At 70.7% G+C, this 15,131-nt stretch carries 18 protein-coding genes and 1 tRNA gene; 7 read left to right on the forward strand and 12 right to left on the reverse strand.

Annotation, left to right across the window (positions count from 1 at the left end; genetic code table 11):
- Window position 1 precedes the first annotated feature (1 nt).
- From ACZ7D7_RS20655 to ACZ7D7_RS20670, 4 genes are all read right to left on the reverse strand, one after another.
- Window positions 2–1,168 carry a class E sortase gene (locus tag ACZ7D7_RS20655; RefSeq protein WP_470825996.1) on the reverse strand — a complete coding sequence of 389 codons (1,167 nt, stop codon included), beginning with the start codon at window positions 1,166–1,168 and terminating at the stop codon, window positions 2–4.
- The gene (locus ACZ7D7_RS20660) at window positions 1,165–1,803 is read right to left on the reverse strand and encodes an aminodeoxychorismate/anthranilate synthase component II (RefSeq protein ID WP_470825997.1); all 639 of its coding nucleotides are present in this window, start codon (window positions 1,801–1,803) and stop codon (window positions 1,165–1,167) included. Before ACZ7D7_RS20660 ends, ACZ7D7_RS20655 begins: the two co-directional genes overlap by 4 nt.
- Window positions 1,800–1,961 carry a hypothetical protein gene (locus tag ACZ7D7_RS20665; RefSeq protein WP_470825999.1) on the reverse strand — a complete coding sequence of 54 codons (162 nt, stop codon included), beginning with the start codon at window positions 1,959–1,961 and terminating at the stop codon, window positions 1,800–1,802. Before ACZ7D7_RS20665 ends, ACZ7D7_RS20660 begins: the two co-directional genes overlap by 4 nt.
- A gap of 130 nt (window positions 1,962–2,091) precedes the next feature.
- On the reverse strand, window positions 2,092–2,871 hold the full coding sequence (locus ACZ7D7_RS20670; protein ID WP_470826001.1) for a DUF881 domain-containing protein: 780 nt from the start codon (window positions 2,869–2,871) through the stop codon (window positions 2,092–2,094).
- A 139-nt stretch (window positions 2,872–3,010) separates the two neighbouring features.
- Here ACZ7D7_RS20670 and crgA point away from each other — a divergent pair, with 139 nt between their 5' ends.
- Complete coding sequence (gene crgA, locus ACZ7D7_RS20675; RefSeq protein WP_279550427.1) at window positions 3,011–3,265, forward strand: cell division protein CrgA; 255 nt, start codon at window positions 3,011–3,013, stop codon at window positions 3,263–3,265.
- Window positions 3,266–3,557: 292 nt separating this feature from the next.
- Here crgA and ACZ7D7_RS20680 read toward each other — a convergent pair whose 3' ends face one another.
- Together ACZ7D7_RS20680 and ACZ7D7_RS20685 are read right to left on the reverse strand one after the other, a co-directional pair.
- Window positions 3,558–4,466 carry a rhomboid family intramembrane serine protease gene (locus ACZ7D7_RS20680; RefSeq protein WP_470826002.1) on the reverse strand — a complete coding sequence of 303 codons (909 nt, stop codon included), beginning with the start codon at window positions 4,464–4,466 and terminating at the stop codon, window positions 3,558–3,560.
- 125 nt (window positions 4,467–4,591) lie between these two features.
- A complete protein-coding gene (locus ACZ7D7_RS20685; protein WP_470826003.1) occupies window positions 4,592–5,125 on the reverse strand; it encodes a peptidylprolyl isomerase in 534 nt (177 codons plus the stop codon).
- Between the two features lie 366 nt (window positions 5,126–5,491).
- Between ACZ7D7_RS20685 and ACZ7D7_RS20690 the strand changes: the two genes are divergently transcribed.
- On the forward strand, window positions 5,492–6,196 hold the full coding sequence (locus ACZ7D7_RS20690) for a DUF5324 family protein (RefSeq protein WP_470826005.1): 705 nt from the start codon (window positions 5,492–5,494) through the stop codon (window positions 6,194–6,196).
- A 251-nt stretch (window positions 6,197–6,447) separates the two neighbouring features.
- On the opposite strand, the gene ACZ7D7_RS20695 is transcribed toward ACZ7D7_RS20690, so the two are convergent.
- Window positions 6,448–6,520: transfer RNA gene (locus ACZ7D7_RS20695), tRNA-Ala, on the reverse strand.
- Between the two features lie 179 nt (window positions 6,521–6,699).
- Between ACZ7D7_RS20695 and ACZ7D7_RS20700 the strand changes: the two genes are divergently transcribed.
- Window positions 6,700–7,248: a helix-turn-helix domain-containing protein gene (locus ACZ7D7_RS20700; protein ID WP_470826006.1), complete on the forward strand. Its 549-nt coding sequence runs from the start codon at window positions 6,700–6,702 to the stop codon at window positions 7,246–7,248.
- 236 nt (window positions 7,249–7,484) lie between these two features.
- Window positions 7,485–9,644, forward strand: a complete 2,160-nt coding sequence (locus ACZ7D7_RS20705) for a serine/threonine-protein kinase (RefSeq protein ID WP_470826007.1) — start codon at window positions 7,485–7,487, stop codon at window positions 9,642–9,644.
- Between the two features lie 75 nt (window positions 9,645–9,719).
- Here the strand turns inward: ACZ7D7_RS20705 and ACZ7D7_RS20710 are convergent, their stop codons facing one another.
- Together ACZ7D7_RS20710 and ACZ7D7_RS20715 are read right to left on the reverse strand one after the other, a co-directional pair.
- Window positions 9,720–11,012, reverse strand: coding sequence for a hypothetical protein (locus ACZ7D7_RS20710; RefSeq protein ID WP_470826008.1), 1,293 nt, complete (start codon window positions 11,010–11,012; stop codon window positions 9,720–9,722).
- A gap of 205 nt (window positions 11,013–11,217) precedes the next feature.
- Window positions 11,218–11,346, reverse strand: coding sequence for a DLW-39 family protein (locus ACZ7D7_RS20715; protein ID WP_003999697.1), 129 nt, complete (start codon window positions 11,344–11,346; stop codon window positions 11,218–11,220).
- Window positions 11,347–11,684: 338 nt separating this feature from the next.
- Between ACZ7D7_RS20715 and ACZ7D7_RS20720 the strand changes: the two genes are divergently transcribed.
- Window positions 11,685–12,059 carry a DUF6344 domain-containing protein gene (locus ACZ7D7_RS20720; protein ID WP_470826009.1) on the forward strand — a complete coding sequence of 125 codons (375 nt, stop codon included), beginning with the start codon at window positions 11,685–11,687 and terminating at the stop codon, window positions 12,057–12,059.
- A 157-nt stretch (window positions 12,060–12,216) separates the two neighbouring features.
- Here the strand turns inward: ACZ7D7_RS20720 and ACZ7D7_RS20725 are convergent, their stop codons facing one another.
- The 3 genes from ACZ7D7_RS20725 to ACZ7D7_RS20735 all read right to left on the reverse strand — a co-directional run bounded on the left by ACZ7D7_RS20725 (window position 12,217) and on the right by ACZ7D7_RS20735 (window position 13,669).
- Window positions 12,217–12,483: a hypothetical protein gene (locus tag ACZ7D7_RS20725; protein ID WP_470826010.1), complete on the reverse strand. Its 267-nt coding sequence runs from the start codon at window positions 12,481–12,483 to the stop codon at window positions 12,217–12,219.
- Window positions 12,484–12,729: 246 nt separating this feature from the next.
- Complete coding sequence (locus tag ACZ7D7_RS20730) at window positions 12,730–13,101, reverse strand: hypothetical protein (protein WP_470826011.1); 372 nt, start codon at window positions 13,099–13,101, stop codon at window positions 12,730–12,732.
- Window positions 13,102–13,120: 19 nt separating this feature from the next.
- Window positions 13,121–13,669, reverse strand: a complete 549-nt coding sequence (locus ACZ7D7_RS20735) for a hypothetical protein (RefSeq protein ID WP_470826012.1) — start codon at window positions 13,667–13,669, stop codon at window positions 13,121–13,123.
- 388 nt (window positions 13,670–14,057) lie between these two features.
- Between ACZ7D7_RS20735 and ACZ7D7_RS20740 the strand changes: the two genes are divergently transcribed.
- Window positions 14,058–14,393 carry an ArsR/SmtB family transcription factor gene (locus tag ACZ7D7_RS20740; protein ID WP_470826013.1) on the forward strand — a complete coding sequence of 112 codons (336 nt, stop codon included), beginning with the start codon at window positions 14,058–14,060 and terminating at the stop codon, window positions 14,391–14,393.
- Entirely contained in the window at window positions 14,393–15,100 is a 708-nt protein-coding gene (locus ACZ7D7_RS20745) for a cation efflux transmembrane domain-containing protein (protein ID WP_470826014.1), read from the forward strand. The genes ACZ7D7_RS20740 and ACZ7D7_RS20745 overlap by 1 nt, the downstream gene beginning before the upstream one ends.
- Window positions 15,101–15,131 lie beyond the last annotated feature (31 nt).

Here is a 15,131-nt window from a genome sequence, read left to right on the forward strand (position 1 = left end):
CTTAATTGACGAGCGCATCCGGCTTGCCCTTGCTGCGCGGCCGTTCCTCGTCCATCTTGCCCCAGACGATCAACCGGTACTTGCTGGTGAACTCGGGCGTGCACGTGGTGAGGGTGATGTAGCGGCCGGGCTTGGTGAAGCCGGAGCCCCTCGGGACGGGGTCGAGGACGCTCACGTTGCTCGGTGACGTCACCGGCAGCATCGACGCCATCTTGTAGACGAAGTACTTGTTCTGGGTCTCGACGACGATCGCGTCGCCCGGCTCCAGCCGGTTGATGTACCGGAACGGCTCGCCGTGCGTGTTGCGGTGGCCCGCCAGCCCGAAGTTCCCGGTCTTGTCGTCCGGCATGGCCGTCTTCAGCGCGCCCTCGGCGTAGTGGCCGACCATGCCCCGGTCGAGGACGCCCTTGCTGTTGGTGCCCTCGGCGATCGGCACGACCACGTCCAGCCGCGGGATGTGCAGCAGCGCGAAGCCCTGGCCGGGCTCGAAGGCTCCCGGGCTGCGCTTGCCGTTCGCCCAGTCGTCCTGGAGGTCGCTGGCCTCCTTGCCGGCCTGCGCCTGCGCCCGGACGTTCGTCCACCACAGCTGGTAGGTGACGAACAGCAGCATCAGCACGCCGGTCGTGATGAAGACCTCGCCGATCACCCGGCTCGCGACCACCGCCGGACCCGGCTTGCGCGCGCGGGCGAGCCTGCGGGCCTCGACCCGCGACAGCGGAGCGGCCGGCGTCTCCTGCTCGTCATGTCCGCTCCGGCCGCCCGCGCCCGCCGCGCTCGGGCGGCTCCCGGCGCCGTGACGCCCGTGCCGCCGCTTGGCGGCCTTCCTGCGGGCCGCACGCCCCCCGTGCGCCGGGCCGGAACCCCCCGCGCCCCCTGAGGCGGCAGAGGCGGATATGGAGCCTCCGGCCCCGCCCGGCGGCTCGGCCACGCGCAGCGCCACCGTCTCGTCGTCCGCGGGGGGTGCGTGCGGAGGGGTTTCGTACGGCGGCTCGTACGGTGACGGCTCGTAGGCCGCGCTCTCGTACGGCTGCTGGTACGCGCCCTGCTCGTACGGCGCCCGCGCCTGGCCCTGATCCGCCGACGACCAGTCCTCGAACGCGCCCCGCGCCCCGTACGGCTCCTGCCCGTACGAGGCGCCGGACTCGCGCTCGGGGCGCAGCGCGGTCACGCCGTGGCCCTGCCCACCACCGGGGCGAGCCCCGCAGACCTCGCCACCGCGCCGTGGTCGCCGCACTCCACGAGCCAGTTCGCCAGCATCCGGTGCCCGTGCTCGGTGAGGACCGACTCCGGATGGAACTGCACGCCCTCGACCGGGAGTTCGCGGTGCCGCAGTCCCATCACGATCCCGTCCTGGGTGCGCGCCGTGACCTCCAGCTCGGCGGGCACCGTCGCGGGTTCGGCGGCCAGGGAGTGGTAGCGCGTGGCCGTGAAGGGCGAGGGCAGGCCCGCGAAGACGCCCCGGCCCTCGTGCTCGACGAGCGAGGTCTTGCCGTGCAGCAGTTCCGGCGCCCGGTCGACGACGCCGCCGTACGCCACCTGCATCGACTGCATGCCGAGGCAGACGCCGAAGACGGGCACGCCGGTCGCCGCGCAGTGCCGCACCATGTCGACGCAGACGCCCGCCTGCTCGGGGGCGCCCGGTCCCGGCGAGAGCAGGACGCCGTCGAAGCCGTCCTGGGCGTGGGCGGTGGCCACCTCGTCGTTGCGCAGGACCTCGCACTCGGCGCCCAGCTGGTACAGGTACTGGACCAGGTTGAAGACGAAGCTGTCGTAGTTGTCGACGACGAGAATGCGTGCGCTCACTGGTTGTCCACCGTCACATCGTTGAAGGGAAGCAGCGGCTCGGCCCACGGGAAGACGTACTCGAACAGCACGTAGACCACGGCCACGATCAGCACGAGGGAGAGCAGCGCCCTCACCCACACGTTCCCCGGCAGATGCCGCCAGATCCAGCCGTACATGCCGTCCCTTCCGTCGCAACACGGCACCAGACTCACGCCGTACAGCAAACAGACTAACGGCGGGACGGGCCCGGCATCCCGGTGTCCACAGGGAGTGGGGAAGGCCGGTGCGGGGCGGCGGGCCCGCGCCTCAGTCCACGGGCTCGGCGTAGTGCAGGTCGACGGCGCCCGAGTAGCCGGGGAGGGTGACCTCGCCCTCCTCCTCGACCTTCCAGCCGAGGCCGTAGACGTTCACGTACACCATGTAGTTCTGGATCGCCGGGGACGCCGAGAGCGCCTTCTTCAGCTTCGCCGGGTCGCCGACCGCCGTGATCTTGTAGGGCGGTGAGTAGACCCGGCCCTGGAGGATCAGGGTGTTGCCGACGCAGCGCACGGCGCTGGTGGAGATCAGCCGCTGGTCCATGACCTTGATGCCCTTGGCGCCGCCCTGCCACAGCGCGTTCACCACGGCCTGGAGGTCCTGCTGGTGGATGACCAGGTAGTCGGGCTGCGGCTCGGGGTAGCCGGGGAGCTTGGCGGTGGCGTCCGGTGGGGCGTCGTTGAGCGTGACCGATATCGCCTCGCCCGTGAGCTTCTGCGTGCCGGCGCTCTTCTCCAGCTCCGCGAGCTTCTTCTCCTCCGCCGCCGTGCTGCCGCTGTCGCGTTCGGCGAGCGCCTCCATGTCGTCGCGCAGGGCGGCGTTGGAATCGACCAGTTCGCCGTTCTTGCGGCTGCGTTCCTGAATCAGGTCGGAAAGCTTCAGCAAGGACGAGTCCGTGCGGATATTGGTGCCCTTGGCGGTGTTGAAACTCGTGAAGAAAATGATCCCCGCGAGAGCGAAGACGGCCACGGTGAGCACCCGGACCGGCCGGAAACGTCGGCCGCCGGTGGGGCTGGATCCCGTCCCGGGGGAGTCGGCAGAATTGCTCAACGTACCCTTATCTCCTTCGGCGCCGCGGAAGCACTACGCTAACGGACGCCCGGGGGAGCGCTCAGAGTCCCCTGCAAGCCGCCCCGAGCCCGACCCAGTACCTGCGCGGCCACGCAGCGCATCGACAGGAGAGACCCTCGTGCCGAAGTCACGTATCCGCAAGAAGGCCGACTACACGCCGCCGCCCGCGAAGCAGGCGGCCAGCATCAAGCTGACCAATCGCTCCTGGGTCGCGCCCGTCATGCTCGCCATGTTCCTCATCGGGCTGGCCTGGATCGTCGTCTTCTACGTCACCGACGGCTCGCTGCCCATCGACAAGCTCGACAACTGGAACATCGTCGTGGGCTTCGGTTTCATCGCCGCCGGATTCGGCGTCTCCACGCAGTGGAAGTAGCCGGAGAAGCCCGGGCGGCCGCTGTCTGAACACAGCTCTGCCCAGGGCTATCCACTGAGTTATCCACAGCTGTTTTCCACAGTGGGGAAAAGAACGACGATCTGTGGATAACCCATCGAGGGTTGACGCCGGTGTGACTGCCCTACCGGCAACCGAAAACTTGTTCGCCCCCTGTCTGACCTGCGGAAACACGCGCCAGCTACAGGGGGCACAAGTGTTCCCGCACCGTGTGCACAAGATCCGGCACCCGCTGTGGATAACGGCGGCCGCGGTCCGGTGACCACTGCTCCGCTCAGGTGAGCTGCGCCGTTCTCAGAAGGATCATTCCGAGGGCCAGCAGGAGCATCAGGGCGCAGCTGCCGAACTGCACCAGCGACCGCCGTTCACGCGGGGCGTGCACCATCGCGTAGCCGATCACGACACCGGCGACCAGACCGCCGATGTGCGCCTGCCAGGCGATGTTGCTCCAGCCGAAGGTGAAGATCAGGTTGATCACCAGGAGGGCGATCACCGGGCGCATGTCGTAGTTGAGGCGCCGCATGAGGACGGCGGTCGCGCCGAACAGCCCGAAGATCGCGCCGGACGCGCCGAGCGAGGCCGTGGCCGGCCCGGTCAGCAGATAGGTGAGGGCGCTGCCCGCCAGCCCCGAGGTGAGGTACAGGGCGAGATAGCGGGCGCGGCCGAGGGCCGCTTCGAGCGGTCCGCCCAGCCACCACAGGCTGAGCATGTTGAACGCGAGGTGCCAGGGGGCCTCGTGGGCGAACATCGCCGTCACCACGCGGTACCACTCGCCCTCGGCGACGCCCTCGGTCGGGCCGAACGGCGCCGGCGGCCAGGCGCCGATGAGCAGCAGGTGGTCGAGCAGCCCCGACCAGAGGTGCACGGCGAGGAACACCGCGACGTTGATCCCTAGGAGGATCTTGGTCAGCAGGCGGGGATCGGCGGTGACGGTGCCGCCGGCGAGGGTGCGGGGCCGGGAGGCGCCCGGTGCGTGACCGGTGCCGGAGCCGCCCCGGACGCATTCGGGGCACTGGAAGCCGACCGACGCGTCGATCATGCAGTCGGGGCAGATCGGCCGCTCGCAGCGAGTGCAGCTGATGCCGGTCTCGCGATCCGGGTGGCGATAGCAGGTGGGCAGGCTCCGGGCGTCCGTCGGACCGGTGTCCTCCGGGCCCTTCGGGCTGCCTGGCGGCTGGTCCATGGGATCCCCTCACTCCTCGCCACGGGACATCTCGGTGCGGGGAAAGCACCGCCCCGCCCATCCTTACGGATGAGCGGGGCGTTTGGTTCCCTGGGGGCCGTCCACCACCGCCCTGGACCGGGGACTCAGCCCTCGCGGGTCTCGATCACGACCGACTCGATGACCACGTCGTTGACCGGGCGGTCGGTGCGCGGGTTGGTCTGCGTACCGGCGATGGAGTCGATCACCTTCTGGCTGGCCGTGTCCGTGACCTCGCCGAAGATGGTGTGCTTGCGGTTCAGCCACGTCGTCGGGGCGACGGTGACGAAGAACTGCGAGCCGTTGGTGCCCGGACCCGCGTTGGCCATCGCCAGCAGGTAGGGCTTGTCGAAGGACAGGTCCGGGTGGAACTCGTCCTCGAACTGGTAGCCGGGGCCGCCGGTGCCGTTGCCCAGCGGGTCTCCGCCCTGAATCATGAAACCGCTGATCACCCGGTGGAAGACCGTGCCGTCGTAGAGCTTCTTGGTGGACTTCTCGCCCGTGGCGGGGTGGGTCCACTCCCGCTCGCCCTTGGCGAGCTCCACGAAGTTGCGCACCGTCTTGGGGGCGTGGTTCGGCAGAAGCCGGACTTCGATGTCGCCGTGGTTGGTCTTCAGGGTGGCGTAAAGCTGCTCAGCCACGATCTGCCTTCCGTTGTCTTCCTGTGACTCCCCGATCCTCGCACGGTCGAGGCCGCTCGTCGCCCGGCGGGGGGAACCGGGGGTCACTCACCGTCTGCCGCTTGCGGAAATCCGGCCGAGTGGTCGCGGGACGGGCGCGAGAACCGGCGATCCGTGGCATTGTCGACGACAGGCTCTAGTTGTCCCGTATTCATCCGCTATTTCACAAGATCGACTGGTGATCACCCTCTGACCCGCGCCCGGTTCCGTCCGGCGGGGCCCATGACCCGGATGCCCGTCCTCGCATGCCCGGCACCGCACCGACAGGCATGATCCGTAAAAGGGTGGAAAGTCGAAATACCGTACGCCACCGAGGAGGAGGAACCCGTGACCCGCATCGACAGCGTGCGCGCCGCGACCGGTTCGGCGAAGGACAGCGTGCTGCACGCCGCGGAAGTGGTGGCGCCCTACGCCGACACGGCCAAGGACAGGGCCGCGCACTACGCACACGAGGCCCGCGTACGGCTCGCGCCCAAGGTGACGCTGGCCGCCGAACAGGCCCGCGCCCAGTACGGCGTTCATGTCGCCCCACGCCTGGAGCAGGCCCGTACGCATGTGCCGCCGAAGGTCGACCAGGCCGCCCACGAGGCCGCCGTCCGTACGCGCAGGGCCGCCCAGCAGGCCGCCGTGTACTCCCGGCCGAGGATCGAGCAGGCGGTGGCCGTCGCCGCGCCCGTCAAGGACGAGGCCGCCGCGCGCAGTGCCGCGGCGCTGGCCGCCCTGCGCGGTCAGGTCTCGGCCAAGGAGATCCAGAAGCTGGTCCGCAAGCACGAGCGCCGGGCCCGGGCCGGGCGGGCGACCAGGATGCTGGCGATGCTGGGCATCCTCGCCGGCGGCGCCTTCGCCGCCTGGAAGTGGTGGGACAAGCAGGCCAACCCGGACTGGCTGGTCGAGCCCCCCGCGGCGACGGAGGTCCCGGAGTCCGGACGGCTGACCTCGGTCGACGGCACCGGCTCGACGTCCGTACTCGACCCCGAGGTGGAGGCCAAGGAGGCCGAGCAGGGCGGCCCGGACCGCGACGACCAGCGCTAGCGCCGGAGCGGGGCCCGGCGGGCGCGGGGTCCGGCGGGCGCGGGGTCCGGCGGGCCAAGGCACACACATCGCCGTGGGGCGGGAAACCATCGAGGTCTCCCGCCCCACGGCGATGTTTCACGTGAAACCCCTGAAGGCGGCCATCTCCAACTGCCCCCAGCCGACGGGCTTTTGACCCCGGCGGCGGCCGGAACTCCCACGACAAAACGCCCTCTGATCCGCGTTGTCGCAGATCAGAGGGCGTTTCTGTGTGGAGCCTAGGGGAGTCGAACCCCTGACATCTGCCATGCAAAGACAGCGCTCTACCAACTGAGCTAAGGCCCCCGGAAGACGGGCATCCGACCGGAGGAAGTCCATACCGGTCGACACCGCAGTCCAGAGTACCGGGTGGGCCCCGGGATCTCGCAAATGAGGGGGTCCCGATGCCTCACCACTCTCCGTAGGATGCACGCGTGGTTCGCTACAGCGAACCGCGGTTTTTGGGGAAGCGATGGGGAGACGCAATGGACGCCGCACAGCAGGAAGCCACCGCAAGAGCGCGGGAACTGCAGCGGAACTGGTACGGGGAGCCGTTGGGGGCGCTCTTCCGTAGGCTGATCGACGATCTTGGTCTCAACCAGGCTCGTCTCGCGGGGGTACTGGGACTTTCGGCGCCGATGCTGTCGCAGTTGATGAGCGGGCAGCGGGCGAAGATCGGCAACCCGGCCGTGGTCCAGCGGGTGCAGCTGCTGCAGGATCTGGCAGGTCAGGTCGCGGGCGGGCACGTGAGCGCCGCCGAGGCCACCGAGCGCATGGAGGAGATCAAGAAGTCGCAGGGGGGCTCGGTGCTCAGCAACACCACGCAGACGACGAGCACTTCGGGCGCGCCCACGGTCAAGCGCGTGGTCCGTGAGATCCAGTCGCTGCTGCGCTCGGTCGCGGCCGCCGGCGACATCATCGACGCGGCCGACACCCTCTCCCCGACCCATCCGGAACTCGCGGAGTTCCTCCGGGTCTACGGCGCGGGGCGCACCTCGGACGCCGTGGCGCACTACGAGTCCCACCAGAGCTGACCCGCCGCCCGGCCGCCGACGGGGGCGGCAGCCGGGACGCCGGCCGTCGGCCGTCGGGAAGGGGACACGTGGGGGCGTGGCTGCTCACCGACGGGACACGGCGGGGCGGCGCGAGGGGGGCGACAGGGACGCGAGGGGGAGTCGTATCGCTCGGCACGGGGGAGGCAAGGGGGAGCGGGAAACCGTAAGGGGGCAAGAGAAGCGGGAAACCGCAGGGGGAGGAGCGACGCACAGCCATGGGTGAGGTCTTCGCCGGCCGGTACGAACTGGTCGACCCGATCGGGCGCGGCGGCGTCGGCGCGGTCTGGCGCGCCTGGGACCACCGCCGTCGCCGGTACGTGGCGGCCAAGGTGCTCCAGCAGAGCGACGCGCACTCCCTGCTGCGGTTCGTCCGCGAGCAGGCGCTGCGCATCGACCACCCGCACGTGCTCGCCCCCGCCAGCTGGGCCGCCGACGACGACAAGGTCCTGTTCACCATGGACCTCGTCGCCGGCGGTTCACTCGTCCACCTGATCGGCGACTACGGTCCCCTGCCGCCGGCCTTCGTCTGCACCCTGCTCGACCAGCTCCTGTCGGGCCTGGCCGCCGTCCACGCGGAAGGCGTCGTGCACCGCGACATCAAGCCCGCCAACGTCCTGCTGGAGGCGACCGGCACCGCCCGGCCACGGCTGCGGCTGTCCGACTTCGGCATCGCGATGCGCCTGGGCGAACCACGCCTCACGGAGACCAACTTGGTGGTGGGGACGCCGGGTTACCTCGCGCCCGAGCAGATGATGGGCGCGGAGCCGGCCTTCCCCGCCGACCTGTTCGCCGTCGGCCTCGTGGCCCTGTACCTGCTGGAGGGCGCCAAGCCGGACGCCAAGGCGCTCGTGCAGTACTTCGCCGAGCACGGGACGCCGGGCGCGCCCCAGGGCATTCCCGAACCGCTCTGGCAGGTGGTGGCCACGCTTCTCCAGCCGGACCCGGAGGCCCGCTTCCGTACGGCGACGGGGGCGCGCAAGGCGCTCGCCGCGGCTGCCGAACTGCTGCCGGAGCCCGGCCCCGACGACGAGATGATCGAGATCTTCGACCAAGTCGGCCCCCTGCCCCCGGAGTTCGGCCCGTCCGGCCCGCTCCGACGGGCCACGGGGGTGACGGAGGCGACGGCGAGGGAGCCGGGCGGCGGTGCCGCTGGGGCCACGCAGGAATCGGAGCCGTCGAGGGCCGAGGCGGCGACAGGGGCCGAGGCTGCGACAGGGGCCGAGGCTGCGACAGGGGCCGAGGCTGCGACAGGGGCCGAGGCTGCGACAGGGGCCGAGGCTGCGACGGGGGCCGAGGCTGCGACGGGCGGCACTGCGAGCCGTGCGGCGGACGGCCTTACGGGCACAGCGGCGGGCGGCTTTGGGGGCGCGGCGGCGGGCGGAACCGCGGGCAACGCGGCGGGGCCAGTGGCAGGTTCGGCGGCGGGCACGGGGTCGGGTTCAGCAGCAGGCGCCGTGCCGGGCGCAGAGGCAGGCGCCGTGCCGGGCTCGACAGCGAGTTCAGCAGCGGGCTCAGCGGCGGGCTCAGCAGCGGGGGATCCCCGCCGGGCCCCCGCCTCGGGCTCCCCCGCCGCGCAGGAACCCTCTGAGAACGCGATGCCGAACGCCGACGGGCGCGCCACCCCCACAGCCCCACCTGCCCCGGACGCACGGGCCTCCACCGGACGGGCCTCCGCCGCCCCGGCCCAGAAGACACCCGACCCGATGGTGCCGGGCCCGGAGTCGCCGGACCGGAAGGTGCCGGGCCCGGAGACCCCGGGCCCAGGGGCAGCGCCCCCCGAGCCGCACACCCCGGCCACGCCCACACCCACACCTGCGCCCGCCCCCGCTGCCACCCCTCACTCACCGCCCCCGGCACGGGCGGCGCAGCAGCCGTCCATGTCCGACACCGGAAGCTTCCATCTGCCGCCCCCGCAGGCCACGGTGACCACGTCTCACGCGCCTGGCGCCCCACAGCCGCCGCCGGTGCCTCCGGCCGGGAACCACGCCGAGGCGACCCACGCACTGGGCGCGGGCAACGTCCAGCACCACCACCCCGCACCACCGCCGCCCCACCGTCCACAGTCGTACGCGGCGCCGGTCCCCCAGCCCCCCTACTCCGCCACGTCCCACCCGCCCCAAGAACGCACCGAAGCCTCAACCGCCGCCTACACCGCGCAGTCCCCCCAGTCCGCGCAGTCCCCCCAGGCCTCCCAGCCTTCCCAGCCTTCCCACGGACAAGCGCCGCCACCGCCGGTACCGATGCCCCCCGCCCCGGCGAGGCACCGCGCCGCGCGCCCGCGCCGCCCCGGGCCACCGGCCAAGGTCGCGGTACCGGTCCTCCTCCTGGCCCTGGCCTGCTACGCGATCGGTTTCTGGGCCCTGACCCGCATCTGAGATCCGCAGGTCTCCGGTCAGGCTCGGCAGCTCCCAGCCACGTCCGAGCTGCCCGGTGCCTCGGGACCCGGGACCTCACCCGCCCAGGCCCCTCCGCCGCGCCACGGCCGTCCACACCCCGAGCCCGACGAGCAGAACCGTCCCCGTACCAATGCCTCCCGCCGCGAGTGCCGTCATCGCGCCGTCGTCATCGGCGGAGCCGCCCTCGGCCGCGGCCTGCCGGTCCTGCTCCGTGACCTCGAAGAGGCCCGCCGGTTCCGGCTCCCCCGCGTAGCCGGGCCCGGCCTGCGCGGCTCCGCGCACCCCCACGCGCAGCGTCAGCGCGAACGGCCCCTCGCCGAACCTCTCGGCCACCTTTTCCGCGAGGTGCACGACGAGGTAGTAGGAGCCGGCGAACCGCACGGTGTTCACCTGCTCGGTGGCGGCGTAACGGTTGGCGTACCCGACCGGCGGCACCGGCGCGAGGCTCGCCGCCTTCCGGACGCCGTCGTACCCGACGCTGCTGTCCTGCACGTGCCCGCGCGCCGGGTTGTAGAGGGAGAGGTGCAGGGCGCTGACGGCGTATCCGCCGCCCCCGTTCGCGTCGCCCAGTTCGGCGGTGGCGGACAGTTGCTGCCCCCAGTCCACCGGCACCTTGTAGAACAGGGTCCCGCCGGGCGCGATCTCGGCGCGCCAGACGCCCTGCCCCACGGACGCGGCCGTGTCGAAGCCCGCGCCGCCCGGCCGGTGTCCGGCCCGGCCCTCGACGGGCGCCGGTGAGGCGGAGTCCCAGGCGCCGGGCGGGCTCGTCGCCCCGGCCTTCGCCGTACGCGGCTCGGAGGCGACGGTGAGCTCCAGGTCCCAGACGCCGGGGGAGGTGTCCGCCGGTTCGACGCGCTCGACGGAGACGTAGTAGGTGCCGGCCTCCTGGCACAGGGGCTTTCCGGGGGAGATCTCCCGCATGCCCCAGGCGGCGATGGGGTGCGGGCTGCGGGCGGCGCCGAAACTCGCGGTGTCGAAGGAGCAGGAGCGGCCCTCGGTGTCCTCCACGGACACCTTGATCCCGTCGACGACGGCGATCGAGCTGCCGGGGCGGGGTACGGCGGTGGCGGCGACGTACGTACTGGAGGCGTCGTCGAGTTCGAGGCGGTAGTGGACCTTGCCGCCGCTGGGCAGGGAGCTGCGGTACGTCGTGCCGGGTTCGAGCCGCTCGGCGTCCGCGGTGTCCTCCGCACCCTCGACCGGCCGGGCACCGTCGGAGAAGTCGTAACCGCTCCCGTCGACGGGGGTGGCCCAAGCCACGGGGGCGGGAAGCGCGACGACGAAGCAGCAGAGCACCGCGCGGAACACCCCCGCGCGCCCCCGTCCCCCCGTACGCCGCCGCCCCATCACACACCCCGCCTCTTCGCCACCCGGGCCCGGAACCGTGGCCCATCCTGCCCCGCACGCCCCTGCGCCGTCCGCGCATTCCCGTACGCCCGTCCGAAACGCACCGTCCGAAACGCCCGCCCCGGCGCCGGACGCCGGCGCCCCGGACACACAAAACCCCGACCGCTACGACGGCCGGGGTCTGTTCAGAATCGAAAGTCGATGCTCACGAACCCGTGGGCACGGAGTCAGTCGCCTCCGTCCACAGATCCTGCTCGGCGCGATCCGCCTGGATCTGGCGGTACACGAGGAGCCCGCCGATGGCGGCCAGTGCGACCAGGAGAAGCTTCTTCACCGCGCGACCTCGTCTTTCCTTGACGTAGGGGACCTCTGGCGCCCGACTATACACACCGACCGATACCGATCGGTGACCTGAGTAGGCCCTCAACTCCCGCCTGCCGCACAGCAGAAGAAGGGGAGTACTCCGCTCCGATCGGAGGGTGATCACACCCCCACGGACGGTGAGATTTGTGCGCTTCCCTCCCTACTCTCCTCCTTTTCTCCGCTCTTGCACCCATCCGAGTGGTGTTCATCTGAACATCGCCGCGCCACGGGCGTAGGTCCACCACTTCGCGACGCTCATACACATCATGAGGAAAGTACGCAAATCGCCCAACCCGAAAGTGAGGGGCCATGGCCCGGATCAAGGTCATGAAGCTGTGGACCGCCATCGTCACCGCCTTCCTCGCGCTGTTCGCGGCGCTCGGACTCGCCACCACCACCGCCTCGGCGGCCGTACAGCAGACCGAGACGACGCGCAACAGCGACAGCGAGCGCGACACCGGCCGGAGCGCTCCGCAGCCGGCGGCACGAACGGCGTCCCCCTGGTCCTGGTCACACACCGGCGCCCTGCCCCCCACGATGAAGCAGCGCATCCACGCCGAGGCCCACGGCAAGTCCCCGAGTTGCCGCCACCGCCCGGACGCCTCCACCGCGGCCACCAGCTCCTGCACTCCCAGCACGGCCTCCGAGGAACCCCTCACCCACGAGATCCCCCTCCAGCGCTGACCGCGCCGCACGTCCCGGCACGTGCCGCCCCAGCCCTCTCTTTGACCAGACCCAGCAGTTCCGGCGCTTTGCGTACAGCACCGCCCACGAGGCGAAGACCCGACGGCTCATACCGGCCGTCGGGCCTTCGCGCTGTCGGCGTTTCCCGCCGTCGCGGTCACGGCATGGTCGTGAGCCAGCGGTGAAGGGCCTCGTGCACGGTGACCGGAAGGTCGCTGAGCCTCTCGATGGCCTCACGGTCGCCCGGCGAGGGCGCGATCCCGGCCGCCGTCAGCGCGGCGTGCAGATCGAGCCGACGCAGATCCCTCGGGTCGATCCGGCTCGGCAGTCGGTCGACCGGGTTGGGCGGGGGCAGCAGGAAGTCGTCCTCGGCGGCGCGATGGCGCGTCAGGTCGGCAGCAGGTGGGGCAGTCATCGTGTGCATACCGCTCTCCTTCGGGTGGTGGATGCCGTCCTTGGTCTCAACAGAGCCCCACGGACCCACCAGCGGTTGCGCACGGCCTCCCGAATCACGCGATGGATGCAATCCGCCGACTTATAGCCACATCCTCAAAGCGGATACGCCAACGGCCTCGACCCGACCCGGAGTCATCCGCCACCCCGGCCTCGGCCTGCCCCGCTGCCCGAACCGGCCTCTGCCGGGCCGACGTCAGGCGGCAGTCGGCCGTGGTTAGCCGGCCTGGCCGGTCAACTCCTGCACCAGGTGGTAACCACCGGCCAGGTCCATGTCGGTACGCTCCCGCAGCAGCTTGATCGCACCAGTGCCGTCATCGACGGCCACCAGGGAGTCCAGCTCCGCCACCAGTCCCGGGTCCAGAGACCTGAGGTTGGCCAGGGCCTGTGCGTAGTCCACGGGCAGCCGGCGACCGGAGGTCAGCAGATCCAGGGCCGCTTGCGCGTCGACGAGTCCGAGTCCGGAAGCCTTGCGCAGCCTGGCCACCGCCTTGGAGGCCCGGCCTTCGCCGGCCAGCGCCAGCGCCTCGTCCTGTACCTCGGCATCAACCGGGGTGATCAGAATGGTCACTTCCTGCTTGCTGCTCATGGTGTGGCGCCCTCCGTCCTCACTTGCAGTGCTTGGCGATGCTGTCGATGCCGATGATCGAGCCCGCGAGACCGCCGAGCGTCGCACCCAGCTCGCTGAGCTTCTCCTCGCCCTTGGACACGCGGATGAGGAGGTACGCGGCCTTCTTCACGCCGCCGGCCTTCTTGATGAACGCCTTCAGCTTGAGGATCTTGGCGGCAGGCACGGCAGCACTGGCCACCGCCATGGTGATGGCGCCGACGCACTTGGTGGTCTGCCACCAACCGGCCAGGGCGACCTTCTTCTTCGGCAGGTGCTCCGCCAGGTAGGCGCGCACGGCCGCGTCGCCCCGCTCGGCGACGCTCTCCGGCATGGCGTCGATCACCGCGAGTGCGTCGATGAGTTCCTGCTCGTCGGCCGTGGGCTCCGCAGGGATGCCGTCCGCGACGCGAGCGGCCGCGGACGCTGCCCCGGGAGCAGCGGGCGAGGACGAGTGGTCCGCTGCCACGGCAGCGCCGGAGAGGCCGGTGCTGAGTATCGCCGCAGTGACGACGGCAGCGGTCAGCGTGGTGATGCGATTGAGCTTCAAGGTGTTCCCCCACCTTTGGATTCCCGGATACCCGGGTAGGTGAATATGCCGCATATGCGCAGGTGGTCAGCCTGCGATGCGGTCTGCACAGAAAGATCCAATCAGTGCGTCGCATGCAGCCGCAACGATCTTGAGGATCTTCTGAGCTGGGCAAAAAAACGCAGAGCAGGCGCTTCCCACCAGGGGAAACGCCCGCGAAGTGGCGCGACCCGTTGCCAGCCATGCGCCCCCATGCCGCTGGAGTGCGGCACAGACCGCCCGCGTTCGGGCCTGCTGGTGTCAGGCACTGATGTCAGGCCCCCCACTCACTTGACGGTGACCGCCGCCTCGCGCACATCACCGACGATTCACGAGTCCTTGAGTTCAGGATTCCGTGTACTGTCGTTGGGTGCTCACTGTTGCTTCCGACATCGAGGTGCTGGCCCGCTTCGGCCGTGCGCTCGCCGACCCGATCCGCTGCCGCATCCTGCTGGCCCTGCGGCAAGCCCCGGCCTATCCGGCCGATCTCGCCGAGAACCTGGGCGTTTCACGCACCCGTCTGTCCAACCATCTGGCCTGCCTGCGGGACTGTGGCCTGGTCGTGACCGTGCCGAACGGTCGACGCACCCGCTACGAACTCGCCGACGAACGCCTTGGTCACGCTCTCGATGATCTGCGGACCGCCGTGGTGGCTGTCGAGAGCGACCGTACGTGCCCCGATGCCGACAAAAGGGGCTGCTGCTGATGACCGCGATATCCCTCGGTCCGTCGCCGTCCCGACGCGATGCGCTCACCCGCCGCATACGTCTGTTGGTCGCCGCGACCATCACCTACAACGTCATCGAGGCTGTCGTTGCCATCTCGGCCGGCACCCTGGCGTCCTCCACTGCGCTGGTCGGTTTCGGTCTCGACTCGATCATTGAAGTTTCCTCCGCGGCGGCGGTTGCCTGGCAGTTCTCCGCCCGAGAGCACACCGTGCGGGAAGCCCGCGAGAAGACCACTCTGCGCATCATCGCTGTCTCGTTCTTCGCGCTCGCGGCCTATGTCAGCATCGACGCCGTGCGGGCCTTGGTCGGCTCCAGTGAGGCAGACCGTTCCATCCCCGGCATCGTGCTCGCGGCCCTGTCCCTGGCGATCATGCCGTTCCTGTCCGCAGCCCAGCGCAAGGCCGGACGCGAACTCGGCTCGGCTTCCGCCGTCGCCGACTCCAAGCAAACTCTGTTGTGCACGTATCTCTCGGCCGTACTCCTGGTGGGCCTTGTCCTGAACGCCGTCCTCGGCTGGTCATGGGCCGATCCCATCGCCGCCCTCGTCATCGCCGCCGTAGCCGTCAAGGAAGGCCGCGACGCCTGGCAGGGCAAGGGCTGCTGCGCGACGCCCTCCGCAGGGTTGGGAAAGACCAGTGCGTCATCGGACACCTGCGGGTGCCGCCCCGGTTGCGACTGCTGCTGAACCCGCACTGACCTGCACCTGCTTCCCTTCC

It is taken from the genome of Streptomyces sp. NPDC037054, assembly GCF_055606745.1.